Below are 23,340 nucleotides of genomic sequence, written 5' to 3'. Positions count from 1 at the left end.
GTAAAATAAAGCGTAAACTTGTTTAGTTAAAAGGAGTTATGGAATATGAATCGTTTAGTAGAAGAGTTTTTACAATTAGTGCAAATTGATTCGGAAACAAAGCACGAAGAAATCATTGCACCTGTATTAGTAGAAAAATTGGAGCAAATGGGCTTTGAAGTATACCAGGATGATGCGCATACACGTAATGGTCATGGGGCAGGCAATATTATCGCTACATTAAAAGGCGACGAATCAATCGAACCAATTTATTTTACAGTACATATGGACACAGTCGTACCAGGGAAAGGGATTAAGCCTGAAATTCGTGAAGATGGCTATATTTATTCTGACGGCACGACTATTTTGGGCGCGGATGATAAAGCTGGTATGGCAGCATTATTTGAAATGGCACGTCGTTTAAAAGAAAAGAATATCGCACATGGCACGATTCAATTCATTATTACTGCTGGTGAAGAAAGCGGCTTGGTCGGTGCAAAGGAACTGGATCCGTCGAACATTATAGCGAAGTATGGCTTTGCGGTAGACAGTGACGGAAAAGTAGGCGGTATCGTTGTAGCAGCTCCTTTCCAGGCAAAAGTTTTTGCAAAAGTCATTGGTAAAAAGGCACATGCGGGTGTTGCACCGGAAAAAGGAATTTCAGCAATTACGGTAGCTGCTAAAGCAGTTGCTCAAATGAACCTTGGTCGTTTGGATGAAGAAACAACTGCAAATATCGGTCGCTTTGAAGGTGGACAGGCGACGAATATCGTATGTGATGAAGTGAATATTTTAGCAGAAGCCCGTTCAATCGATGAAGCAAAATTAAATGCACAAACAGCACATATGAAAGAAACATTCGAGCGTGTCGCGAAAGAAAACGGTGCACGTGCAGAAGTGGAAGTAAAATTAATGTATCCTGGTTTCCGTGTAACAGAAGATGATCAAGTGGTGAAAATTGCAAAAGCTGCAGTAGAGGCGGTTGATCGCACACCACTGTTAGGTATTTCAGGAGGCGGTAGTGATGCGAATGTCATTGCAGGCTTTGGAATTCCGACAGTAAATTTATCGGTAGGCTATGAGGAAATTCATACAACGAACGAAAGAATGCCGATAGAAGAACTAGAAAAGCTGGCTGATTTATTAGAAGCCATTATTATCGAAACGGCGAAATAAGAGGTGAGCATATATGGGATTTGAAAAAGCAGTCGTATTTTTATGCGGGACAGAAGAATATGCCGTACCAGTTGAGCAAGTTGTCTCTATCGAAAAATTGGAGCAAGTAACACCTATACCACACTTACCTAAATATTTATTAGGTTTTTCACGGATTCGTGGGGAGCTTACACCGGTCATTGATTTTCAGTCTGTCTTATACAACCGTCCAACAGATACGAAAAACTCAAAGGTCATCGTATTAAAAACGGAAATGATTAACTACGGTCTATTAGTAGTAGATGCGAAGGAAATTATTGATTTTGAAGAGGGCGTTTTAAAACAGCTAGGGCTTGTTAATTATAATAAAACGAAATATTTTACAGCTGTTGCGAATTTGGAGAACCGTATGATTTCCTGTGTTGACCCAAGCATTCTCGTTCATTCACTTGAGGGCATGCGTGAAATTATTGACTATTTACACAAGATGCTAGAAGAAGAACAAACGAACGTATAAATGAAAGTACATGTTTTACCGAAAAAAGGAGCAAATCATCAAATATAATGATAGCTCCTTTTTTCACTTTAGGGGAATGGTCTTTTTCTTTTTAAATTGTTTTAAGTAGGCGAATCCCGCAAAGCCGAAAACAATAATCGAAATAATGGCCAACGTTAACACGATATTGTCTTCTACCCAAGGAATGTTTCCGAGTAAAAAACCTCCACCGAGCCAGACGACTGTCCAAAGTGTGGCACCAATAAAGTTGTAACGTAAAAAAGTTGAGTAGGATAACCCGGTATAACCGCATATAAAAGGAGTCATCGTTCGCATTAATGGAACAAAGCGGGAAAAAGTAATGGCAACACGGTCATATTCCTCTAAAAATTTTAACGCTTTTTCGTTTGTTTCTTCGGAAATGAATCGCATAAAAAGGTTGCGCCTTTCCGGGATTGTCCGAACGATTTTACCGATTAAGTAGTTGTTGCTATCTGCAAGTGTGGTTGCGACAATAAATATAATCAGTAATGTAATTAAATCAAGCTTTCCAATCGCAGCTAATGTACCGCTCGTAAAAACCGTACTGTCTCCAGGTAGGAACGTTAATATGACAAAGGCAGTTTTTGAGAAAACGACCGCAAATAATAGTACGTAAATATATAAGCCGAGCTCTTTTATGTAATAAAAAATGACCTGGTCGATTTCCCGTAAAAATTGAATAATATCAAGTAACATGTGATGTTTTTCTCCTATCAATAGGATTAGTAACTTTAAGTATAACGGATACAGCCATATTTAGGTTATAAAAAGCATCGGAGAATAAATGAATGAGGTGAGAGAAGTTGAGTAATCTAAAGCAACCTAAAATTGACATACCGAAAACGAGATCGGAATGGGTAATGGATATTATTGGCTATGTGGCATTGGCCGTTATGATTGCCATTTTACTGATGAACTGGCGTGACATGCCAAATGAAGTTCCGGCTCATTTTGACGGCAGCGGGACTGTTGATCGTTGGGGCTCTAAAATGGAACTTATAATATTACCAGGCATTGCTATTGCATTGCATTTCTTTTTAATGGTATTTGAAAAATTTCCCCAATCACATAATTACCCTGAAAGATTGAACGAATCTAATCGTGAAGCCTTCTATCAAAACAGTCGCCAAACATTAAATTATATGCGAAATATAATTAATATATTATTTGCCTATATAGTATACCGGTCAGTTGCTATTGCATTAGGTGATGACGCTATAATTGGCTGGCCGTTCTTTGTGATAATGATTGTGCTGTTCATCGTACTGATTTGGAAGATGATCAAAACGAGTAGGATAAAATGATAGTTTCTATTGTCATGCTCCTAGAAGGGTTCAACATAATATATTAAAAGCGCATTCGATATAGTCATCGAATACGCTTTTTTGCTAGTTTGCAGTTTTATTGACACTTTTCACAAATTACACGGTTTGCCGTTCTAGCAATGGCTTGATCCATTCTTGACACAAGCATTTTCTTTTCTGCAGGCATTGTAATATGTGCGATAAAACGATCACCCTCTTCAATTTTACTTGCGCAGTTTGTACAAATGAGAAGTCTCGGTGTAAATAGATTCTTGATTTTATTTACCATTTAGATCAACTCCAATCTTTCATATTGGCCATTCTTCACTTATTCTACAATGATTAACATAAGCCTTTTTGGTACTTTATAAATTTTTTATAAATACTTACATATTTTTTCGTTTCGTTCGTCTATATAAATAAGAGAGGTGAAAGACATGGACTTTGATGAGTTGTATGAGCTTCATTTTCATAAAACATATCAGTACATACGGTATATGGTATCAAATGCGCAACTGGCCGAGGATTTAACACAGGATACTTTTTTACGGATTTATAAATCTAATACAGAAAACGTCGCTAATTTCCAAACCTATATAAGGCAAGTCGCCCGAAATCTTGTTTATGACTATTACCGAAAAAAGGCATTAATTCAATGGCTGCCATTTAAAAGTGCTCCGGAACAGCAGGAATTCGTTTATGTGCCACATGAATGGCTAGTGCAGGAGGAAGCGCGGAAGCAATTATACGAAGCACTTCAACAATTAAAGCCCGTGCAGCGTGAAGTGATCATTTATCGCAAAATTGAAGAGCTCTCGATTCAGGAAACATGCGACATTATGGGTTTAACGGCCATGAAGATAGCCAATACACAAAGAAGCGCAATGAAGGCATTGCAGCAGCTTTTAGGGGGTGAAATCGATGAAGCTTGATGAACGATTAAAAGAGTTAAACAAAATTCCCGAAAATGAACGATTAAAACAAACGATATTAAACAAAATAAAAGATCAACCAGTAAAAAAATCTAGTACATTGAAACCTCTACGAGAATTGGGTGTCATCACAGCTATTTGTTTTATCGCCCTATTTTTATTTTATACATCCAATAATCAAATAAATCAGGCAGCTTCAGGTGAAATTGCTAAAATTACCTCGTATGATAACTTTGGAGAAACGGGCTTTAGGGGGAAAGTATCAACAAATTATATGGGGGTAGAAAATATAACAACTCCCAGTATTGTGACTTTGTTTGAGAATTTATCTGATCTCCCAACAATTTCGGCTCCTGAAAAGCTTGCCCAATTTCATTATGATATTGTCGTTTTATATAAAAATGGGGAGCAGCACCAATATGAATTGGCAGCGAATTATTTATATGATATTCAGCAGGAACTTTATTATCCCGGATATGTAGATTATACATCTGCGGTTTATTCAGATTTATTTGATGCGCATTATAAAATACAGCTTTCGGTAATATGGATTGCTGTAGCAGTACTTCTGATGCATGGCTTTACTGCCATGTATTATAATCGCAGAAAACTTTATAAACCAACTAAAATTCGAGGGTTAGGGGTTTCTTTAACAATTAGTTTAATTATTTTGTCCCTACTTTTTTGGTATCATGATGCGGTTGGGCCGTTGTATAAGCCGTTCTTAATACTATTAACGGTTGGTTACGGCTTCAGTGTGTGGCTGCCGATGAAGCGTCATATTACAAATTTGAATATTTTAAAGGTGGAAAAGTATAAAATTTTGCTAATTGTTTTACTTTTTATCAGCTGGATAGTTACGTACTAACAGACAATATCTAAAATGTACTCAACCGGAGGGACAATACAAAAGTCTTTCCGCTGGGTACTTTTTTTATAATTTTTTATAAACTACTTACTTATAGGGGAAATGGTTAATATCAAATATATGACAAAAATTGTAAATTTATAAAATTGCTAAAGTGAAACGGTTTTGTGACGAATGCCGCTATTTTTTAAGCTTTTTTATTACTCTTAAACCTTAAAATACGATGACAAAAACAATATTATTTGTTAAAATATTCTTATAATTCGGAATAAATTTGGGGGTGTTGTTTTGTATATGGACTATCAACTAAAGGAAAGGTTTGGTGAGTTTTTTTTACAAAGGAACTATAAAATAATCTATGAAAATACTTCCATTACATTTCAGAAACTTGTATCTTTTGAAGAATTTTTAAAACTATCTATTAAGTTTAATAATGGTGTGAGTCAATATAATTGTATCGCATCCAATATTATTCATGGCTTGTACCGATATATTTGGGTGGATGACGCACAAACAAAGGCAATAATTATAGCCTTTGATAATAAAGATGTCATTCAAGGACTATACTTAAAACCGTTTGAAACATATCGAAAGAGTGATCAAATAAGGACAATAAATACATACAGGATGCCGATTACAGATGAATGGTTTGTTTATTGGGGAGGCACGAATGAATTTGTAAACTACCATTACCCTTTTGAACAACAAAGATATGCATATGACTTAGTAAAGATGGTTAATCATCAAACATTTAAAGATTCTCCACTAAAAAATGAAAATTATTATGCGTTCGGAGCTGAAGTAGTAGCACCTGCTGATGGAACTGTTATTCAAGTAATGAGTTCGATAAAAGACAATATTCCTGGCGTAAGGGATGAAGCGAATATTCTAGGTAACTATTGTATTATTGCTCATGATAAGAATGAATTTAGTATGCTTGCTCACTTAAAAAAGGATTCGATTTTTGTAAACGTAGGGGACCATGTAAAGATAGGGCAACTACTGGGGTTATGTGGGAACTCAGGCTATTCCTCTGAAGCTCATATCCATTTTCAAGTGATGAATCATGCTAATTTCATGCAAGCAAAATCGTTGCGCATTAAATTCCCGGAAGAATCTGACCCGATTCAAGGGGAGTTTTTGAAGCCGTGTTAAAATGTCTTTTTGTAATTTACGTTATAAAAAAGTCTTTATTCAAAATCAAAAACACCACATAGGTAGTACCAACCTTTGTTTAGATTTCTATTCTAAATTTTGTGGTACTGTACCAAAATGGTGTTTTTTTCTATGTATTTACATTTATAATGAAAAGACTTATATATGTATAAGTGAATTTCTCTTTCAAATAGCAATCTCGTAAATATTAAATACCCTATAAAGAAGTGTGGATTTAAAATAATAGGAGGATAATGAAAATGATACAGTTATTTATATGGGCTTTTATATGGGGAATCCCGGTACTATTGGTGTGGGGCATTGTTTTAAGTATTTTCCGATTTGTTAAAGAGCCTAAATTGGATCATTTTTTGGAACGGATATTATTGTTTATTGGCTTAATTTATTCTTATATTGTGAATTCTCTTGCTGCGTGGTTTGGTCTCATATCTTTTATTATGGGAATCTTAGGTTATCTAGATGGAACAATTATTGGTCCGACCTTGTGTTTACTATTGGGTGTATTTTTAATGTATTATTTTTTCCCTCGATACAATATGCCGGAATGAATTTCGACTCAGGTGTTAAAATATGACTTTCAGAGCGTAATAGGAATAGAAGGTTAGAGTCTATATACTTATAATAAGGTGCATGGCCGAATTCATGAAGGTTTGTTTCCATCCAATACGTATCCGCCACAATGCTACAGAGGACGCGAATGTTTTAATCGCTATGGATAACTTAGGAAGAATTTAACCGCATTGTGTGGAGTGCTAGTATTAGTCCATTCTTTCCTACGGGACAGCTTAATGGCTACTTTAACGGAAAACCACCTATGGAATTTTTCTCGCTTTTAGCTCTATATATTTGTAGTAATATGTTGTCGTCCATCCCTTGGGCTATCCAATTCGGAGAGGATCAAATAACCTTTATGAAGAATCAGGCAAAAAATGTTTTAACCTCATTTAATGGTTTGAGCAACCCAGTACCGATTTGGTACCTTGAACATTTCCATATTCAAAATCCTGTTTTTTAGAACAGGATTTTTTGTTCTGCAAGGGAATTTCATTCTAAAATTCTACGAAAATATTAATTTTTAAATTTTGGAATCTTTTTTTTAGGTTGTTTCGTACATTAAAAGTGGAAAGGAAATGGAGGCAGCAAAATGGAGAAAACAAAGAAATTGATGGTCGGTATTTCCGCAACAGCACTTTCATTAACCTTGGCTGGGTGCGGGACTTCGACAAACAGTTTACCGCCAAAGCCTACTGATAAAAGCTGTAATGATTGGGACTGGTCAGAGGAAGATGGTGTTTGGCGATGTGATGAAAGTCGCTCAGGCTATTATGGGGCGTACTATTATGGCGGCAGGTACTATAACAATAAATCGGCACTACATAGTAACAGTAATTATAACAGTTATAAAAACAGTTCAAGTTTTAAAGCCACTCAGTCCAGCTCTGGGTTTGGTAGTGGTACAAAAAGTTTCGGTGGATAGGAGAGACAAAAAAGCATGAATGGATATTTGAATTTTTTATCATATCTCGGTGTATCATTGGGTTTACTTATAATCGGTATGGTACTGTTTGCGTTAAGTACGCCAAAGATTAAAGAGTTTCAGTTGATTTCACAAAAGAATGTAGCAGCCGCTATGCTGTTAGGCGGGAAAGTAGTAGGACTTGCGATTGTATTAGGTGCAGCTGCCGAATATTCGATTTCGTTATTGGATATGGCGATTTGGGGTGCAATCGGAATAGTGGCGCAAGTAATTGTATTCTTTGTTGCAGAACTAATAACAATTCGCTTCAGTATTCAAAAGGCGATTGAAGAAGACAATCGTGCAGTTGGGACGATGTTACTATCGCTATCCATAGCGGTGGGCTGGATTGTAGCAAAATGTATATCTTATTAGTCTGAGGAGAGAAAATATTGAAGCGGTTAATTTACTATATAGATAGAGGAAATGGACATTTCGAGCCGTTTTATGAATATACGGAAACTAATGTTGGGGCGGATGAATTTTATGCGCGCCAGCTTTGCACGTATTTTATTATGCGGGGTACACAGTATGAGCTTATATCGAATGAAATGGAAGATGAAATGGAAGTGCTCGTTTTAAAAGAGATTGGGCGCAATTTATCAGGCGAAGATGAGCAAAGTTTCCGCGAACGGGGCATTCATATTGAATTCAGAAGCCCGAACGAACGTGAAAATTACCGTTTGTTCGCACGTATTCCTTGTGATACGCACTTTGAAGTGATCCGCTATTTACTAAAAGATATTGTGGATATTCCCGAAACCGGGCAAATGCTTGTTACTTCTACCGAAATTGATGAAGACCGCGGTGTGTATGTAATTTACGCAACAGAGTTGAAAGTGGGCTGAAAAATTTCATGACTAACAGCGAGCGACAACAATTTTATTCGAATATAGAACATTTTTGGGCAGATTTATATAATGAAGAATACGCGCTTTACGATCTATATGAAGTGAAAGAGGTAGAAGTTAAAAAAATTCGGTTGGCGACGGAATGTGTTGGGAAAATCTTTTTTAAGGTGGCTCACTTGTTGCGAAACATTCCGGATGAGGCACTGCTTGAAATGGGCTACCCAAAAGAAACACTGCATTTTCTCCGTTTGAAAACCCTGGATGCTGAAAGTGTCATTGCGCGCTTTGATTTTATTCCGCATGAAGGAAGCTATAAGTGCATCGAAATGAATGCTGATACGCCAACATTTATTAAGGAATTGTTTGTTGTTAATGAGCAGGTATGCAATGCGTTTGGCATGGATAATCCGAATGCGGAAATGGAGCAGTTATTAAAAAGTACGGTCCGGAAAAGTGTAGCCCAAAGCATATTTTCCCCTAATGCCCATATCGTTTTCACCGCACATGATCAAAATATTGAAGACTATTATACAACGCTTTACTTAATGCAATTTGTACCTCACGCGAAATTTACGCCACTGTCACAACTACAAATTCAAAGAGGTGTTGGGTTGTTTGACGAGAACGGAAAGCGGGTTGACCTGCTTTATCGTCCTACTTTCCCGATTGAAAATCTCCTAATGGATGAAGATGATGCACAGAACAAAATCGGATTGTGGCTATTAGAGCTTGTTGAGCAAAACCAGTTGACCATACTTAATCCGCCGTCCGCTTTTTTACTGCAAAATAAGGCGGTGCAGGCGGTCATTTGGGGATTACATGAGGAACGAAATGCCTTTTTTACAGAAGATGAGCATAAGTGGATTGCTGAATACTTTCTGCCGACCTATTTGGAAGAACAACCTTTTATTGAAAAAGGGATACGCTATGTAAAGAAACCGGTCTTTGGACGTGAGGGGGATACAGTAGAAATATACGACGCAGGTGGGCAGCTCCTAAAAGAGGATAAACAAAAATCGTATCTTCAATATCCGAAAGTTTATCAGCAATATATTGAGCAGCCAAAAACAACGTTCCAAAGTGAGAAGGGTACACAAACAGGAGAAATATTAGTCGGCAGCTTTCTAATAAGTGGTAAGCCTGCAGCGAACGGTTTACGGGTTGGCGGGATGATTACAAATAATCTTTCTTATTATTTGCCAATTGGAATAAAAAAACGGTAATTCGCTAACAGAGTTAGTTTATAGAACTGTTCAAGGGGTGGCATTTGCCAAGAGATGCGATTAGGAATGGGACTGTCATTAGACAATATACACGTTAAAAGCTTAGCGAAATTTTGCTAAGCTTTTTTAAAGAGATGAGGGAGAATGCTTCTCATTTATCGCACCTGAATAATATCCTCACACTCAGACAGATCATTTACATAGAAGAAAGCGATTCTTTTTAAATCATTTGCATAGTCCTCCATCAGTTGATTAAGGATTTCATCTGATGAAGCTTCTGAATAATCTGCTTCAAGATCTATCACGCATTGCACCTCCCTTTATTAATTAGACGACTCTCAATTTGGTAATGACTCATAAAATTTTAGGATTAAACTATAAATAATAAAGTTCATCTCTATTAGAATACGTTAGAGTTACTATATAATGGTATTAAATTACAAATTTACTACTATAGAGGTGCTAATAGATGGTGAGAAGAAGAGGGATATATAAAGTGAACGTAATAGGTAAACCGCTAGTTTGTTTATTTTGCGAAGAAACTAGATTTAGTCACCGGGAAGTCTATGTGAAATTGACTAATCATGAGCCGGGTGTACAAAAAAAGAAATTAACGCTGCAATCTTTCTCCTGTATTGCATGTGCTCATGAAATGAAATTTGAAGAACGAAAACATAATGGGGTAAGTACGATTGAATATGTTCAGGTGGGTGATTAAATGGTAGATTCCTTAGTATCAGAAGAGAGCCGTTTATATATTTTTAAAAAGCCAATCCTTTGTCATATCTGCTCCCACGATATTTTTCTCCCTATTGAAACGTTTACAGATGTTGAAAAACCGGGAATTCAAGTTACATTTGTACATAATACAGCCATTTGTCAGCAATGCGGCTTTGTTATACAATTTGGCGATCCGAGTTATTATGATAATGAAAATGACATATACCGCTGGGCACTCGATCAGCAGTTTATCAATGAACAACCAACCACAGAAGCTCGCGAGCCTTTTATAGATGCGGATACAATTGCCAAATATGAACGGTGCATTTATTTATCACTGCAAATTTTGATTAAACATGACGAGTCCCCACAGACAATGCTTAATTTATATGACAATGCTGAATATTTAGCCATTGCCAACTATTTCGATGCGTCCTATGAGCAAACATATAGTCAGCTCATAACAAGAGATTGTTTAGGCCTTTTACTGAGGAAGCTGATGGATAAAAATATAGCGGATTCGGGTGAATTAATAAAGGTGCTACAACATGACGATAACATGCATCTTGAATCGTTTTTAAAAGCGTTGATCATGAAGTAAAAGGAGACTCTATGAAGAAAATTATTATTTCTTTATTTATTGGGCTTGTCATTTTGTTCATCTATATTGCCTCCTACCGGGTTTCGGTAACACCTGAAGAAATGGTGGTGCAATATAAGGAACGCTGGGATGTGGAGCTACCAGTTCCAAATGAAATAATCGACGTTTGGTCTACTAAATATCCCGCACGTGGGGATGGGGAGTGGGTGAATGAATTGCGGTATGATCTTGTTGTTAATCCAGAACAACTACGTGATTTTGAAGAAGTAACTGATGAAAATTTAATTGCGGCTAATCGGCTTGTTAATAATTTTATAAATAGAGTTCAAAATATGTATAAAATTCAGCAAGATGAAGCATTCAAAAATGTGATTGCAGCATATACTACCAACTTGAAACCGGGTGATTATTACTTCCATCGATCAGAAAATGGTGATTTCGATACATTTACGGCAATTTATCAGAAAGAGGAAAATCGCATGTTACTCTTTCAATGGCATCAGTAATGGGAGACCAATTGATCAGAAAAATAGCCATCCACTTCATTATTTGTGGATGGCTTTAGTTATGTATATTCATGATGCAGTTATTGCTCCTTGCTTTTGAAATTTTTTACAATGTTATTGATACTCATAGGGTTTCTTACATGGGTGTAGTAATTGCTGGCAGCACCTAAACTTTCAAAAACTACTTTTATCATTTCTACGTTATCCTCCAATCTTATCTCTGCGAATTCATTTTCAGGCTCGTTTAATGAAATAGTCACAGAATATTTCTCCTTATCCAAAATAATAGAAACAAACGATGGATTCTGTTCAACACCGAAGAAAACGTCGATTTCATAATATGGATTTGTTTCTTGCAGGATGCCAGGATGGAACATTTAATCACCCCCTTTATCAAAATATATAGTAAATAGAAGTGGAAATCTATCAAAAAATTCAAAAAAATCAATTGTAGGATTGAAAATATCTTTCCCTTGGTCATTGATGAAATATCTACTATAATTAGAAATCGATTGGGTAAGGAGTAGGGGTGTTTTTCTAGTGATACAATTACAGCAAATTTCAAAAAAATTTGGTACGTTTGAGGCTGTTCAAAATGTGACGTTAACAATTGAAAATGGGGAAATTCATGGGCTTATTGGTGCGAGTGGAGCTGGGAAATCGACGTTGCTACGTTTGATGAACTTGTTGGAAGTTCCTGATTGTGGTGCTGTTATTATCAATGGCCAGCAGCTGACCGAGTTAAATAGTACACAGCTTCGGGAAGCGAGAAAATCGATTGGGATGATTTTTCAGCATTTTCACTTAGTAGCGAATAAGACCGTCTTCGCTAATGTAGAAATTGCCCTCTCATTGGCGAATTATCCAAAACAATTACGTCAGGCGCGTGTTTTGGAATGTCTGAAATTTGTCGGGCTGGAACAGTTTGCACAGCAATATCCTGCACAGCTAAGCGGTGGGCAAAAGCAGCGTGTCGCAATAGCAAGGGCGCTTGCAAATGAACCGGCAGTATTGCTTTGCGATGAGCCCACCTCTGCACTCGACACGAATACATCAGCGGAAATTCTGCGTGTTCTACAAAAGGTAAATGAAACGCTAGGTGTAACGATTGTGCTCGTTAGTCATGAGCTTAATGTAGTCAAAAGCATCTGCCATCGCGCAACGGTTTTGGATGCCGGTCAAATTTATGAAACAGTGGATTTAGTACCGACAGGCATAAAGGAAACGGACCATCACCCCCAAAGCTTCGTTAATCAGCTTGTGAAAGGTGGAGATGGACATGCCTAATGTACTCATCCAATATGAAGCCGAGATATGGCGGGCAGTAAGCGAAACGTTCTTCATGGTAGGCGTATCCATTATCGCGGCTGTACTTATCGGACTGCCAATTGGTACATATTTATTTCTTTGCGGCAAAGGGAAGTTACTAGAAAATCGCATCGTCTACAATATACTGAACTTAGCTGTAAATACAATCCGCTCGTTTCCATTTTTATTGCTCGTCGTATTTTTGATACCTTTTACAAGGCTAATTGTAGGGACTGCAATTGGTACGGTTGCAGCTACTATCCCGTTATCGATTATTGCCATTGCGCATTATGCAAGGCTTGTCGAGCAGTCATTACTGGATGTACCAAAAGGGGTAATCGAGGCTGCCGTATCAATGGGGGCATCAGTTAAAAGAATTATTTTTAGCTTTCTTTATGTGGAGGCGCGCTCGGGGCTTGTACTTGGTTTAACAACGTCGATTGTCAGCTTTATTTCGTATTCCACAATAATGGGGGTTGTTGGTGGCGGTGGGATTGGTGATTTTGCCATTCGTTACGGCTATCAGCAATTCAAAACAGATTTAATGCTTTACATGATTTTGATTATGATTATTTTGGTACAGCTCATTCAATTGCTTGGAACGACTGTAGCAAGATGGTTGGATAAAAGATAGGAGAATGATTGTGAAAAAAAGATGGTTATTAAGCTTAGCAGCAGCCTTTGCATTAGTTGGCTGCACAGAGCAAGAGGAAGCAAAGGACAATAAAGATTCAGGAAATGAAGAAACAACATTAAAGGTCGCATCTTTAATTGCACCAATGACGGAAATTCTAGAGTTGGTTGAGCCGCAATTAGCGAAAGACGGCATCGACTTGGAAGTTGTCGTTTTAGGTGATAATGTACAACCTAACAGTGCACTCGCTGCGAAGGAAGTGGACGCAAACTTCTTCCAGCACGTCCCATACATGGAGGAATTCAATCGGAATAATGGCTCGAATTTAGTGCCAATTCAGCCGATTTACTTTGCGAATTACGGTGTCTATGCAAAAAATCATGATTCGATCGATGACTTACCGGATGGTGCGACCGTAGCGATTGCCAATGATATTTCAAATGTTGACCGTTCTTTAATGCTGCTTGCCCAGCATAATGTCATTACATTAAAGGAAAAAACAGATGTGTATTATACGTTAGCGAGTATAGAGGACAATCCGAAAAACCTACAGTTTAAAGAAGTTGATCTATTAATGCTGGCGCGGATGTATGATGATGCCGATGCAGTTGTCATGACACCAGCCTATGCGGCACCACTTGGTTTAACGCCAAAAAGTGATGCACTTCTGACAGAAGGTGTGGAAAATGACTTCGCGATTACATTAGTAGCTCGTGAGGACAATCAGGACGACGAAGCGATCCAAAAACTTGCTGAAGCAATGACAAGTGATGTAGTACGCGATTTCCTAAAGGAAAACTACAATGAAACGGCTACACCTGCTTTTGAATAGATAAATATATTGAAATGCCGAATCGCAGTTTTAGATGTGCGTTTCGGTTTTTTTCTATGAGAAGAATTAAAGATGTAATATAATAAGTGAAATTGTAAAAAAGTGGGTGAAAGAATGTTTCCGACGTTATCAACAGACCGTTTAGTTTTAAGGGAAATTTTCCAGGAGGATGCAGAAGCTATTTATTCTAATTTTTCGGATGACCGCGTAACAAAACTTTATGGAATGAATATTTTTACAAAATTAGAAGAAGCTGAGAATTTAATTAATGCTTTTTCTTCAAATTTCACACAAAAAAGAGGCATTCGCTGGGGAATTGAAAGAAAAGATAAAAAAGGTTTAGTAGGTACGATCGGTTTCAACTTATGGTCACCAGCTCATAAACGCGCTGAAATCGGGTATGAAATACATCCGGAATTCTGGAGACTTGGCTATACTTCAGAGGCTTTAAAGGAAATAGTTAATTACGGCTTTAATGAATTAGGTTTAACAAGAATAGGCGCCGTTGTCTTTATCGAAAATGATGCATCGAAACAATTATTGCTGAAAAATGGTTTTGAAAAAGAGGGTATTTTAAAAAAATATATATATCAAAATAATATAGCTTGCGATGTAAATATGTTTTCAATAGTTAAATAGATGCAGAGAGTAGGGGTACAATGAAAACTTTTGGTAAACGAAATGATGATTTAAATTATTGTAAAAGAACGGGAGCTTATGCTGTTATTCAAAATGAAAAAGGGCAATTTTTATGTGTGGAAGAAGTGAATGGATATTTGTTTTTGGCAGGTGGAGGTATTGAGGCGGGTGAAACTTCAGAGCAGGCACTGTTAAGAGAGTGTATAGAGGAAACAGGCTATAAAGTAGAAATTGTAAAATTTATAGGGGAGGCCGAAAGACATTGGGTATCAACAAAATATCCAAAGGACTCTCAGCATAATATCGGCATATTGTATGCTTGTGAACTATTGGAAAAGGTTGCGGAACCTGTTGAAATTGAACCGGTGCGCTGGGTATCTTTTAACGAACTGGAGGAGCGCCTTTTCCATGAACATCATTTATACTTAGTGAAACAGTATTTAAATAGATTGTAATGGATAAGTGCTTGGAAACCGTCTTCTCTTTTACTTACATAGCACATAATGAAGTGCCGCGCGGTAATATTAGCGTTTCGGCATTTTTAATTAAGGCATCCACCCGCCTACAATCCCATTATTCTCGGCGAACGTATACAGCTGTTCAAGCTTAGCTGCATTGTAATGATTCAAGTTGTCTTTTAAAATTTCTTGATTAAGTAATGCCTCGTTTCTTTCGATTAAGCTATTAAGATATTGAGGGGCAGCCAATTTATCGCTTTTTCGTGTGTTACATATAGGGCAAGCGAGAACAAAGTTCCAGAGTAAATCATTTTGGAAATAGCTCCAAGGAATAAAGTGATCGACATGTGTTTTCGAGTGCAGTTTTTTATTACAATAAAAGCACTCCGTCACTCCTGCTTGTTGCAATAAACGTTCAAAAGCCTTTAACGACTGGCGCTCTGTAATGAATTCCACCTTCGTCAATAAACTTTGTACTTTTTCGACTTCGTTAAATTTTTCAGGGAATAGAGCCAATTGATAATTTGTCACATTCGTTAAAATGCGTTTATACGTTTGTAGGAATAATAAATATTTAGGGTGAAGCTGTAAATATTCCCGCTTTAAATCAAACGTATAGATTTCTCCATTAAAGTCTCCGTAGAGTGCACCAATGACATATTTTTTCCCTACTTGCTTCACTTTTTGAATGAGCTCAATTTTCTGTGTATCTGTCAGCTTTTCAAAATTCCAATGGGGTGGTATAGCATTTTGTTGGGCAAATTTATCGATTTCTTTTTGAACACTAGATGGCTGGGTACGAGTATTGGATTGCCAAAGACCATCTTCAATGACAAGGTTCCAATAAATTTTCGTAAAGGAGTAAAAAATAGCATCATAGGAAATTTCATTATGTTCATTGGCAGTAATACACGCCTCTAATAAAGCTTTAAAAAATCCGTATTTATAGGTTGTTTTCGTTTTCCCATGATAAAAGAAATGGTGAAGTGTATTCCAGACTTCCTGGTCTGTTATATAAGTTTTTTTCATTTCTGCGACTTGCAACTTCCAGGACATCTCTTCACCTCATCAAATCATGATATGGGATTATTATACAATAAAGTTGATGCTTTAATATAAAAAATAACCCATCTTTAAGCTTAATGCTCAGATGGGTTACTGCTAACTATTAAAAAATCTTCTTTGTATCACGGTCGTCTTTTAGAATTTCTACAGCCTCTCTAAATCGCAGCGAATGGACAATTTCGCGTTCTCTTAAAAAAATTAAACTATCATTTAAGTCACGGTCATCCGACATATCAATGATCCACTGGTACGTAGCGCGGGCTTTTTCTTCTGCAGCGATATCTTCATACAAATCGGCAATCGGATCTCCCTTTGCCTGGATATAGGAAGCGGTAAAAGGTACTCCGGCAGCATTTTGATAGAATAGGGCTTTGTCATGATTGACGTAATGGTCAGCTAGACCTGCTTCTTTCATTTGTTCAGGAGTGGCATCTTTTGTGAGCTTGTAAATCATCGTTGCGATCATCTCAAGGTGAGAAAATTCTTCTGTGGCAATATCTGTCAAAAGACCGACTACTTTATCTGGAAGTGTATAGCGTTGATTCATATACCGGAGTGCGGCAGCTAACTCCCCATCAGCTCCCCCATACTGTTCGATTAAATACTTTGCAAGCGTAGGATTACACGTACTAACCTTTACCGGGTATTGCAATTTCTTTTCATAATACCACACACATTTTCCTCCTAAATAAAATAGCTTTTAAACTTGCCAAGGCCACGGAGTATCCACCCAGTTAAAAGGATAATTGGAATAGCTTCTGCCAAAATTCATTAAAGGACCAAATTTTTGCTCAAATTGGATTTTTAATTTCATACTTTGTTCCGTAAAGTCATTAAACTGCTGAATTATTTCAAAATCATCAGGGTGGGTATCTAAATAAAGGTTTAACTCAACAATGACAAAATCAATTGCCTGAATTTCCTCCAGAAGGGTATAAAATTCAGGGGGCATTTGTTTGCTCACGATGATTCATTCCTTTTTTCAGGATTAGGATATGGACTAAATAGCTGAGGCCATAGGGTACCATGCATTAAAGCTTCTTTAGCTGTTTGAAATTGGGGTAATCCACTAGGTTGAAATCCGATGTAAAGTTGTGGGGGAGTAGAATAGCTTTTTATTTCAATAGGTTTGCACGGGTCGTTCGGGCTAATATACGGTTTCCAGTATTTATATTGTGTAAACACAAAACGCTCCTCTCAGGGTAGTGTGTATCATTTAAGTGTATGTTAAGAAATAAAATTAATGAATCCCGTGCTTGTTTAATCATGTATTTTCAGGGAGAATGGTGTAATTTTATGGTTATTCATGGGAATTTATAAGATGAAGCAAGTTAGAAGTGCGCACAAATTGCCTTGCCTTTAAAGCAATTTGTGCTTTGTGGATAGTCTACAGGTATGAGCTGAATTTTATATAACGTGTGTCAGGGGAAGCATTTACTGTGGAAACGCTATTCTGATTTTATAATTAAATTATACCAAATCGAACGCCAATTTTTGTTTTGGATTCGATTTAGATAAATAGTATGTAGATTGGCGTTTTGGTTAAATGGAGGCGTAGGTCTAACTATGCCTTCAAACAAATCGCTCAATCCATAAGGAGCCATTATTTCTATCTTTTCATTATTTAGACGGACAGCAATTGCTGTTGGTGTTTCGGGAAAATGGGCTACGCCATCAAATGAAGATAAATAAGGAGAGACTTTATTTTTAATATGCATTCTTGCTTGGTTTTTTACCGACCAAGGTTGAGTGGGCATTATATGTTGCAACTTGGATTCCAAGAACTTTTCCGTCTCTGTTGAACGATCGGATTTATCAAAATAAATGACATCAATATCGTTTATTTCTGTTTGTAAGTTATGTAAATAATCCCAAACCTTATTTCGAATAACGCCAGCTGCAACCCAGCAATCGTTTAATTGTAAGGCCTGTACGTTTTTTAAAATTGACATAAATACATCGTCCGATTTTATGATTTTAGTCAGCTCTAATTCATAATGCAAAAAGGTTATCTCCTTTGGTTAGTATCAATCGTATTTCCATTTTCAATTTTACTTATACGTTCATTCAATTCATCTATTTGTTTTTGTAAATTAAGTATTTCTTGTTTTTCAGCACTGGATCGTTTCGCTGCTCGATTCGCGTTTTTCTTATACGATTTATAGAAGAAAATCACTAAAATAAAAGGAAGTGCCATAACCCCCAACATAATGAGTGTTGCCAATATATCTCCTATATTTAGAACAGTTGCTCCGCTGGATATGCTGTTAGTCATAAGTTTATTCCTCCATATTTTTTGTTTTTTCGAAATGAGTGAGAATTGATTTTACAAAATTTAATTTTTATCCGATTGCTTTTCCAATTCACTTTCGATTTCCTCATCACTTACTACTTCTACTACTTCTGTATTTTTAGCTTCTATATCATCGGGAAACTTATTTTTAGCTAATTGACCAATATACGAATAATTGATTCCATGTTTTACTGCAAGAAATATAACGATATAAAGCAAAAACAAGAAAAAGATTGTTCCCATTTAACTACCCCCATCTTTTATTTCAACTACAATGTATTATTGCGCGTTATGCTTATTAATAAAGACTACTCAAAATTTCTCATAATCAAATCGGAGGAAACAGGCTTTAGCTGCATTTCTCTTGCCCAGATGGATAATTGACCGATGTGGTGGACTTCATGTGTGATGATATGGGCCAATATCTTTTTTTGAGTAAAATGCAGAATAGTTTTGTCGCGCCGTGTTACATTAACAATTACATTCTCATAGTCAGAAGGTAAATGTTTAATGAATCTTTCCGTATGTGCTTTTACAAAAGTAGAGTAAGCTTTAACTGCATTTAAATCGTCAATTTCTTTACGTGCTTCAAAAACAATTTTTGATTCAAGCATTGAATTTAACCATAATAGTTCACAATCTACAATATGTATTAATGTTTCCCGAATGCTTTTCATACCGCCTGTACGCTCTTTTTGAAACTCTTCTACAGGTAGTGTCTCACACCACTGCAGCCAGTCTTCACGTACTTGCCAGTTATATTGGAATAAAGATAACATCTTCCACCTCGTCTTATCAAAATAGAAAATCTAAAAGAATTATAACTTAGTGGTTGATATATTGGAACAATATGTATAGTGTAATAAAAAACCCGCTACAAAATTAAAATATATAAACAGTTGACATATACCCCATGGGGTAGTAAGATGAAATCAAGCTAATAAAAACATTTAAAAAAGAGGTGAGCATATGCAATACGATCCAAAGGTGCTGGCACGCATGAAAAAGATGGAAGGTCAGCTTCGAGGCATTTTACGGATGATGGAAGAAGAGAAGGATTGCAAAGATGTCATCACTCAGCTAAGTGCTGTTCGATCTGCTGTTGACCGGACGATTGGTGTTATTGTGACAGATAATCTAGTGGAGTGTCTTTCACAGGAAGATGCAGAAACAGTAGATAAAAATGCAATCGTTAAACAGGCAGTAGATTTATTAGTAAAAAGTCGATAAGGCTTTTTATTTTTAACATAAATTATACCTATAGGGGTAGGGGGACAATAAATTGGAAAAGAAAAGAACAACCATCGTTTTATTCAGCGGTGATTATGATAAGGCAATGGCAGCTTATATTATTGCGAACGGTGCAGCAGCATACGATCATGAGGTAACGATTTTTCATACATTCTGGGGAATCAATGCTTTAAGAAAGCAAGAGCCAGTAGCCGTACAAAAAGGATTTTTAGAAAAGATGTTTGCAAAAATGATGCCTCGTGGTGCTGAAAAGCTTGGCTTATCAAAAATGCAAATGCTAGGTATGGGACCGAAAATGATTAAGCATGTTATGAAAAAGCATAATGCGTTAACGTTGACACAATTGGTTGAAATGGCACAAGAACAGGATATTAAGCTTGTTACATGTACGATGACAATGGATTTATTAGGTCTTCAAAAAGAGGAATTATTAGATGGCATTCAGTACGCGGGTGTTGCAGCATACTTAGCAGATGCGGAAGAAGGAAACGTAAATCTATTCATTTAAGAGGTGACTTATGGAAATAGTAATTCTGATTGCTGTAATTGTTGCATTTTTTGTTTGGCGTATGAAGCCGACAAAAGGAGTAAATACTATATCGACAGCTCAACTTAAAACAATGATTAATGATCGTAATAAAGTATTTATTGATGTTCGTACACCAGGTGAGTACAAAGCACGCAATATCAAGCAATTTAAAAACATCCCACTAGGCTCTGACTTTTCAAAATTGCCAAAGGATAAGGAAATTGTTGTGATTTGTCAAAGTGGTATGCGATCTAGTCAGGCTTGTAAACAATTAAAAAAACAAGGGTTTGAAAATGTGACGAATGTCCGTGGCGGCATGAGCGCATATTAGGAGGAATTAACATGAAAACCATTTTACCAGAAGAAGTAAAGAAAAAGTTAGAAGCAGGCGAGTCGGTACATTTAATCGATGTTCGCGAAGTAGATGAAGTAGAGTCAGGTCATATTCCAGGGATTAAACATATTCCTTTAGGATTACTTGAATTCCGCATGAATGAATTGGATAAAAAAACACCATATATTATGGTATGCCGTTCTGGCGGTCGCAGTGGTCAAGCTACAGCATTTTTAGAGTCCCAAGGTTTTAATGTAACGAATATGGCTGGCGGTATGCTTGAGTGGACTGGCGAAGTAAAATAAAAAATTTTAAACGAAAATATACCCTGTTAGGTATGGATGGAGGATTCATATGATTAAATCAGACGTACAACTCGATGCAAAGGGGCTAGCTTGCCCGATGCCTATTGTCAAAACAAAGAAAGCAATGGGTAATTTAGAAGAAGGTCAAGTATTGGAAATTCAGGCAACAGATAAAGGTTCTGTAGCGGATTTAGCAGCTTGGTCAAAAACAGTTGGTCATCAATACATTGGGACTAATGAAGAAAATGGCGTATTTTATCACTATATCCGAAAATGCAATCCAGATGTAAGCAAAGCAGCGGAGAAGTCGTATGAAAAAACGATTTCAAATGAAGCAGCTATAAAAGAAGATGGCATTATTTTAGATGTGCGTGAAGCAGCAGAATATGCTTTCGGTCATATTCCAGGAGCAACATCTATTCCAATGGGTGAGTTATCAGAGCGTATGAATGAACTGGACAAGGAACAAACTATTTATGTTATTTGCCGTACAGGAACACGCTCAGATTTAGCAGCTCAGCAATTATCTGAAGCAGGCTTTACAAAAGTTTATAACGTCTTACCTGGTATGACAGGGTATGAAGGCGAACTACAGAAAGAGGTTGAATAATATGTCAAACAAAGTAGCGATTATCGCAGCAAACGGTGGACTTTTCGATGCATATAAAGTATTTAATATTGCCACTGCAGCAGCAGCGTCCGAAAAAGAAGTTCAAATTTTCTTTACATTTGAAGGCTTGAATCTAATTCATAAACAAGGTATGCATGCACTCGAAATGCCAGCTGGCAAAGAGCACTTTGCACAAGGGTTTGCCAATGCAAATGTCCCAGCAATCCCACAATTAGTGGAGATGGCACAAGATTTAGGCGTACAATTCATCGCATGCCAAATGACAATGGACGTAATGGGCTTAACGAAAGAAGATTTCGTAGATGGAATTAGTGTAGGTGGAGCTGTAACATTCCTGGAATATGCGAAGGATGCAGCACCAACATTAACGTTTTAATTTCATGGTTTTAGTAGCATTTTGCTACTAGAGCCTAAAAAATTTTAAATAAAATAATACCTATGGGGGTACTTGATATGACAGTAACAGCTTGGACAGCGGCACAAGTTGCACGCAAAGTAATCGAGAACAAAGAATTATTTATTTTAGACGTACGTAATACAGATGCATTTGAAGATTGGAAAATTGAAGGACAACAATTCGAATACTTAAATATTCCTTACTTCGATCTTTTAGATGGAGTAGAAGAGATTTTACCGAAGATTTCTAAAGATAAAGAAGTTTTAGTCGTATGTGCGAAGGAAGGTTCTTCTATTATGATCGCGGAAATGCTGTCGGATGCAGGCCTTACAGTAGCTTATCTTCAAGGTGGTATGAAATCATGGTCAATGTATCTTGAGCCAATCAAAGTGGGCGACCTAAAAAATGGTGGCGAGCTATACCAATTTGTCCGTTTAGGTAAAGGCTGTCTTTCTTACATGGCGATTAATGGCGGAGAAGCTGCAATAATTGATGCGGTACGCTTTACAGATGTATTTACAAACTTTGCAAAAGAAAAAGGTGTAGAGATTAAACATGTATTCGATACACATCTACACGCGGATCATATTTCAGGTGGGCGTCACATTGCGGAAAAAACTGGTGCAACATACTACTTGCCGCCAAAAGATGCGGAAGAAGTAGTGTTTGAATATGAAGCACTAGAAGATGGCTTAACAGTAAAATTAGGTGAATCACAAATTGAAGTAGGCGCGATGTACACACCAGGTCATACAATCGGTTCAACATCTTTCGTAATTGATGGTAAATATTTATTAACAGGTGACATTTTATTCATCGATTCAATCGGTCGTCCTGACTTAGCTGGTTTAGCTGAGGACTGGGTTGGTGATTTACGCGAAACGTTATATAAACGCTACCGCACATTAGCAGAGGACTTAATCGTATTACCTGCACACTTCATGATTATTGAAGAGCTGAATGAAGATGGAACAGTGGCAAAACGCCTTGGTGACTTATTTGCAGAAAATCATGGTTTAAATGTAGAGGACGAAGCAATATTCCGTTCAATGGTAACAGATAACTTACCGCCACAGCCAAATGCTTATCAAGAAATCCGTATTGTAAACATGGGGAAAGTGACACCTAGTGATGAAGAGCAAACAGAAATGGAAATTGGACCAAATCGTTGCGCAGTACGTTAATTCATTCATAAATAAAATGTTATACCTAACGCTTGCCTCGTGCTCAAGAGGCAAGCAACCGTTTTGTACGGTAAATAAGAAAATCGCTTACAAAAATCATTTTTAAGAATA

Annotated in this window: 38 protein-coding genes; 26 read left to right on the top strand and 12 right to left on the bottom strand. The window is 36.9% G+C overall.

Annotated features, from left to right (window positions below; translation table 11 throughout):
- The first annotated feature begins 45 nt into the window (after positions 1-45).
- Both MKY13_RS11340 and MKY13_RS11335 read left to right on the top strand, forming a co-directional pair.
- Positions 46-1,155 carry a M20/M25/M40 family metallo-hydrolase gene (locus MKY13_RS11340; protein ID WP_191699945.1) on the top strand — a complete coding sequence of 370 codons (1,110 nt, stop codon included), beginning with the start codon at positions 46-48 and terminating at the stop codon, positions 1,153-1,155.
- 13 nt (positions 1,156-1,168) lie between these two features.
- The gene (locus tag MKY13_RS11335) at positions 1,169-1,651 is read left to right on the top strand and encodes a chemotaxis protein CheW (protein ID WP_191699944.1); all 483 of its coding nucleotides are present in this window, start codon (positions 1,169-1,171) and stop codon (positions 1,649-1,651) included.
- 63 nt (positions 1,652-1,714) lie between these two features.
- Here the strand turns inward: MKY13_RS11335 and MKY13_RS11330 are convergent, their stop codons facing one another.
- Positions 1,715-2,368: a VTT domain-containing protein gene (locus MKY13_RS11330; protein ID WP_191699943.1), complete on the bottom strand. Its 654-nt coding sequence runs from the start codon at positions 2,366-2,368 to the stop codon at positions 1,715-1,717.
- A 107-nt stretch (positions 2,369-2,475) separates the two neighbouring features.
- On the opposite strand from MKY13_RS11330, the gene MKY13_RS11325 reads away from it, so the two are divergent.
- Positions 2,476-2,976 (top strand): DUF1648 domain-containing protein, encoded by a 501-nt coding sequence (locus MKY13_RS11325; RefSeq protein WP_191699942.1) that lies wholly within the window; start codon positions 2,476-2,478, stop codon positions 2,974-2,976.
- Positions 2,977-3,073: 97 nt separating this feature from the next.
- On the opposite strand, the gene MKY13_RS11320 is transcribed toward MKY13_RS11325, so the two are convergent.
- On the bottom strand, positions 3,074-3,265 hold the full coding sequence (locus tag MKY13_RS11320; RefSeq protein WP_191699941.1) for a hypothetical protein: 192 nt from the start codon (positions 3,263-3,265) through the stop codon (positions 3,074-3,076).
- 148 nt (positions 3,266-3,413) lie between these two features.
- Here MKY13_RS11320 and MKY13_RS11315 point away from each other — a divergent pair, with 148 nt between their 5' ends.
- From MKY13_RS11315 to MKY13_RS11280, 8 genes are all read left to right on the top strand, one after another.
- Entirely contained in the window at positions 3,414-3,908 is a 495-nt protein-coding gene (locus MKY13_RS11315) for an RNA polymerase sigma factor (protein ID WP_191699940.1), read from the top strand.
- Positions 3,898-4,776 (top strand): dehydrogenase, encoded by an 879-nt coding sequence (locus MKY13_RS11310; protein WP_339212765.1) that lies wholly within the window; start codon positions 3,898-3,900, stop codon positions 4,774-4,776. Before MKY13_RS11315 ends, MKY13_RS11310 begins: the two co-directional genes overlap by 11 nt.
- Positions 4,777-5,070: 294 nt before the next feature.
- Positions 5,071-5,931, top strand: coding sequence for a M23 family metallopeptidase (locus MKY13_RS11305; RefSeq protein ID WP_191700440.1), 861 nt, complete (start codon positions 5,071-5,073; stop codon positions 5,929-5,931).
- A gap of 260 nt (positions 5,932-6,191) precedes the next feature.
- Positions 6,192-6,500, top strand: coding sequence for a hypothetical protein (locus tag MKY13_RS11300; RefSeq protein ID WP_191699938.1), 309 nt, complete (start codon positions 6,192-6,194; stop codon positions 6,498-6,500).
- 596 nt (positions 6,501-7,096) lie between these two features.
- The gene (locus MKY13_RS11295; RefSeq protein WP_339212760.1) at positions 7,097-7,429 is read left to right on the top strand and encodes an aminotransferase yhxA; all 333 of its coding nucleotides are present in this window, start codon (positions 7,097-7,099) and stop codon (positions 7,427-7,429) included.
- A gap of 15 nt (positions 7,430-7,444) precedes the next feature.
- Positions 7,445-7,843 (top strand): DUF350 domain-containing protein, encoded by a 399-nt coding sequence (locus MKY13_RS11290; RefSeq protein ID WP_191699936.1) that lies wholly within the window; start codon positions 7,445-7,447, stop codon positions 7,841-7,843.
- Positions 7,844-7,860: 17 nt separating this feature from the next.
- Entirely contained in the window at positions 7,861-8,316 is a 456-nt protein-coding gene (locus MKY13_RS11285) for an RNA helicase (protein WP_339212756.1), read from the top strand.
- Positions 8,317-8,324: 8 nt separating this feature from the next.
- The gene (locus MKY13_RS11280) at positions 8,325-9,542 is read left to right on the top strand and encodes a glutathionylspermidine synthase family protein (protein ID WP_339212754.1); all 1,218 of its coding nucleotides are present in this window, start codon (positions 8,325-8,327) and stop codon (positions 9,540-9,542) included.
- A 155-nt stretch (positions 9,543-9,697) separates the two neighbouring features.
- Here MKY13_RS11280 and MKY13_RS11275 read toward each other — a convergent pair whose 3' ends face one another.
- Positions 9,698-9,847, bottom strand: a complete 150-nt coding sequence (locus MKY13_RS11275; protein ID WP_339212751.1) for a hypothetical protein — start codon at positions 9,845-9,847, stop codon at positions 9,698-9,700.
- Between the two features lie 191 nt (positions 9,848-10,038).
- On the opposite strand from MKY13_RS11275, the gene MKY13_RS11270 reads away from it, so the two are divergent.
- Genes MKY13_RS11270 through MKY13_RS11260 form a run of 3 tightly spaced genes read left to right on the top strand, consistent with a single transcriptional unit; the run spans position 10,039 to position 11,369 of the window.
- The gene (locus MKY13_RS11270; RefSeq protein ID WP_339212748.1) at positions 10,039-10,260 is read left to right on the top strand and encodes a hypothetical protein; all 222 of its coding nucleotides are present in this window, start codon (positions 10,039-10,041) and stop codon (positions 10,258-10,260) included.
- Positions 10,261-10,863, top strand: a complete 603-nt coding sequence (locus MKY13_RS11265; RefSeq protein WP_339212745.1) for a hypothetical protein — start codon at positions 10,261-10,263, stop codon at positions 10,861-10,863.
- An 11-nt stretch (positions 10,864-10,874) separates the two neighbouring features.
- On the top strand, positions 10,875-11,369 hold the full coding sequence (locus tag MKY13_RS11260) for a hypothetical protein (protein ID WP_339212742.1): 495 nt from the start codon (positions 10,875-10,877) through the stop codon (positions 11,367-11,369).
- A gap of 80 nt (positions 11,370-11,449) precedes the next feature.
- On the opposite strand, the gene MKY13_RS11255 is transcribed toward MKY13_RS11260, so the two are convergent.
- On the bottom strand, positions 11,450-11,746 hold the full coding sequence (locus MKY13_RS11255) for a hypothetical protein (RefSeq protein WP_339212740.1): 297 nt from the start codon (positions 11,744-11,746) through the stop codon (positions 11,450-11,452).
- A gap of 163 nt (positions 11,747-11,909) precedes the next feature.
- Between MKY13_RS11255 and MKY13_RS11250 the strand changes: the two genes are divergently transcribed.
- From MKY13_RS11250 to MKY13_RS11230, 5 genes are all read left to right on the top strand, one after another.
- Positions 11,910-12,656: an ATP-binding cassette domain-containing protein gene (locus MKY13_RS11250; protein ID WP_339212737.1), complete on the top strand. Its 747-nt coding sequence runs from the start codon at positions 11,910-11,912 to the stop codon at positions 12,654-12,656.
- Entirely contained in the window at positions 12,649-13,311 is a 663-nt protein-coding gene (locus MKY13_RS11245) for a methionine ABC transporter permease (protein WP_191699927.1), read from the top strand. The genes MKY13_RS11250 and MKY13_RS11245 overlap by 8 nt, the downstream gene beginning before the upstream one ends.
- Before the next feature lie 10 nt (positions 13,312-13,321).
- The gene (locus tag MKY13_RS11240) at positions 13,322-14,143 is read left to right on the top strand and encodes a MetQ/NlpA family ABC transporter substrate-binding protein (protein ID WP_339212735.1); all 822 of its coding nucleotides are present in this window, start codon (positions 13,322-13,324) and stop codon (positions 14,141-14,143) included.
- A 114-nt stretch (positions 14,144-14,257) separates the two neighbouring features.
- Positions 14,258-14,782, top strand: coding sequence for a GNAT family protein (locus MKY13_RS11235; RefSeq protein ID WP_339212733.1), 525 nt, complete (start codon positions 14,258-14,260; stop codon positions 14,780-14,782).
- 20 nt (positions 14,783-14,802) lie between these two features.
- Positions 14,803-15,237 carry an NUDIX domain-containing protein gene (locus tag MKY13_RS11230; protein ID WP_339212730.1) on the top strand — a complete coding sequence of 145 codons (435 nt, stop codon included), beginning with the start codon at positions 14,803-14,805 and terminating at the stop codon, positions 15,235-15,237.
- Positions 15,238-15,327: 90 nt separating this feature from the next.
- Here the strand turns inward: MKY13_RS11230 and MKY13_RS11225 are convergent, their stop codons facing one another.
- The 8 genes from MKY13_RS11225 to MKY13_RS11190 form a co-directional block, all read right to left on the bottom strand.
- On the bottom strand, positions 15,328-16,269 hold the full coding sequence (locus tag MKY13_RS11225) for an HNH endonuclease (RefSeq protein WP_339212728.1): 942 nt from the start codon (positions 16,267-16,269) through the stop codon (positions 15,328-15,330).
- A 139-nt stretch (positions 16,270-16,408) separates the two neighbouring features.
- Positions 16,409-16,978, bottom strand: a complete 570-nt coding sequence (locus MKY13_RS11220; RefSeq protein WP_191699923.1) for a manganese catalase family protein — start codon at positions 16,976-16,978, stop codon at positions 16,409-16,411.
- 27 nt (positions 16,979-17,005) lie between these two features.
- Complete coding sequence (locus MKY13_RS11215; protein WP_318245196.1) at positions 17,006-17,269, bottom strand: spore coat protein CotJB; 264 nt, start codon at positions 17,267-17,269, stop codon at positions 17,006-17,008.
- Complete coding sequence (locus tag MKY13_RS11210) at positions 17,266-17,490, bottom strand: spore coat associated protein CotJA (RefSeq protein ID WP_191699922.1); 225 nt, start codon at positions 17,488-17,490, stop codon at positions 17,266-17,268. Before MKY13_RS11210 ends, MKY13_RS11215 begins: the two co-directional genes overlap by 4 nt.
- A 263-nt stretch (positions 17,491-17,753) precedes the next feature.
- Complete coding sequence (locus MKY13_RS11205) at positions 17,754-18,308, bottom strand: nucleotidyltransferase family protein (protein ID WP_225231231.1); 555 nt, start codon at positions 18,306-18,308, stop codon at positions 17,754-17,756.
- Between the two features lie 5 nt (positions 18,309-18,313).
- Entirely contained in the window at positions 18,314-18,580 is a 267-nt protein-coding gene (locus tag MKY13_RS11200) for a hypothetical protein (protein ID WP_191699921.1), read from the bottom strand.
- Positions 18,581-18,640: 60 nt separating this feature from the next.
- Positions 18,641-18,841: a hypothetical protein gene (locus tag MKY13_RS11195; protein ID WP_191699920.1), complete on the bottom strand. Its 201-nt coding sequence runs from the start codon at positions 18,839-18,841 to the stop codon at positions 18,641-18,643.
- 65 nt (positions 18,842-18,906) lie between these two features.
- Positions 18,907-19,377, bottom strand: a complete 471-nt coding sequence (locus tag MKY13_RS11190) for a DinB family protein (protein WP_191699919.1) — start codon at positions 19,375-19,377, stop codon at positions 18,907-18,909.
- A gap of 190 nt (positions 19,378-19,567) precedes the next feature.
- Between MKY13_RS11190 and MKY13_RS11185 the strand changes: the two genes are divergently transcribed.
- The 7 genes from MKY13_RS11185 (at position 19,568) to MKY13_RS11155 (ending at position 23,229) form a co-directional block, all read left to right on the top strand.
- Positions 19,568-19,828 carry a metal-sensitive transcriptional regulator gene (locus MKY13_RS11185; RefSeq protein WP_191699918.1) on the top strand — a complete coding sequence of 87 codons (261 nt, stop codon included), beginning with the start codon at positions 19,568-19,570 and terminating at the stop codon, positions 19,826-19,828.
- A 52-nt stretch (positions 19,829-19,880) separates the two neighbouring features.
- Positions 19,881-20,357: a DsrE/DsrF/DrsH-like family protein gene (locus tag MKY13_RS11180; RefSeq protein ID WP_191699917.1), complete on the top strand. Its 477-nt coding sequence runs from the start codon at positions 19,881-19,883 to the stop codon at positions 20,355-20,357.
- A 10-nt stretch (positions 20,358-20,367) separates the two neighbouring features.
- Positions 20,368-20,709: a rhodanese-like domain-containing protein gene (locus MKY13_RS11175; protein WP_191699916.1), complete on the top strand. Its 342-nt coding sequence runs from the start codon at positions 20,368-20,370 to the stop codon at positions 20,707-20,709.
- An 11-nt stretch (positions 20,710-20,720) separates the two neighbouring features.
- A complete protein-coding gene (locus MKY13_RS11170) occupies positions 20,721-21,017 on the top strand; it encodes a rhodanese-like domain-containing protein (protein WP_191699915.1) in 297 nt (98 codons plus the stop codon).
- Positions 21,018-21,066: 49 nt separating this feature from the next.
- Positions 21,067-21,627, top strand: coding sequence for a sulfurtransferase TusA family protein (locus MKY13_RS11165; protein WP_191699914.1), 561 nt, complete (start codon positions 21,067-21,069; stop codon positions 21,625-21,627).
- 1 nt (position 21,628) lies between these two features.
- Positions 21,629-22,024, top strand: a complete 396-nt coding sequence (locus MKY13_RS11160) for a DsrE/DsrF/DrsH-like family protein (protein WP_339212716.1) — start codon at positions 21,629-21,631, stop codon at positions 22,022-22,024.
- A gap of 77 nt (positions 22,025-22,101) precedes the next feature.
- The gene (locus MKY13_RS11155; RefSeq protein ID WP_339212713.1) at positions 22,102-23,229 is read left to right on the top strand and encodes an MBL fold metallo-hydrolase; all 1,128 of its coding nucleotides are present in this window, start codon (positions 22,102-22,104) and stop codon (positions 23,227-23,229) included.
- Positions 23,230-23,340: the final 111 nt, after the last annotated feature.

Origin of the sequence: Solibacillus sp. FSL W8-0372, assembly GCF_037969735.1 — a bacterium.
In the GTDB taxonomy this organism is placed as follows: Bacteria; Bacillota; Bacilli; order Bacillales_A; family Planococcaceae; genus Solibacillus; species Solibacillus faecavium.
Note: the sequence above shows the minus strand (reverse complement) of the source record. Positions and strands in the feature narration are given on the sequence as shown.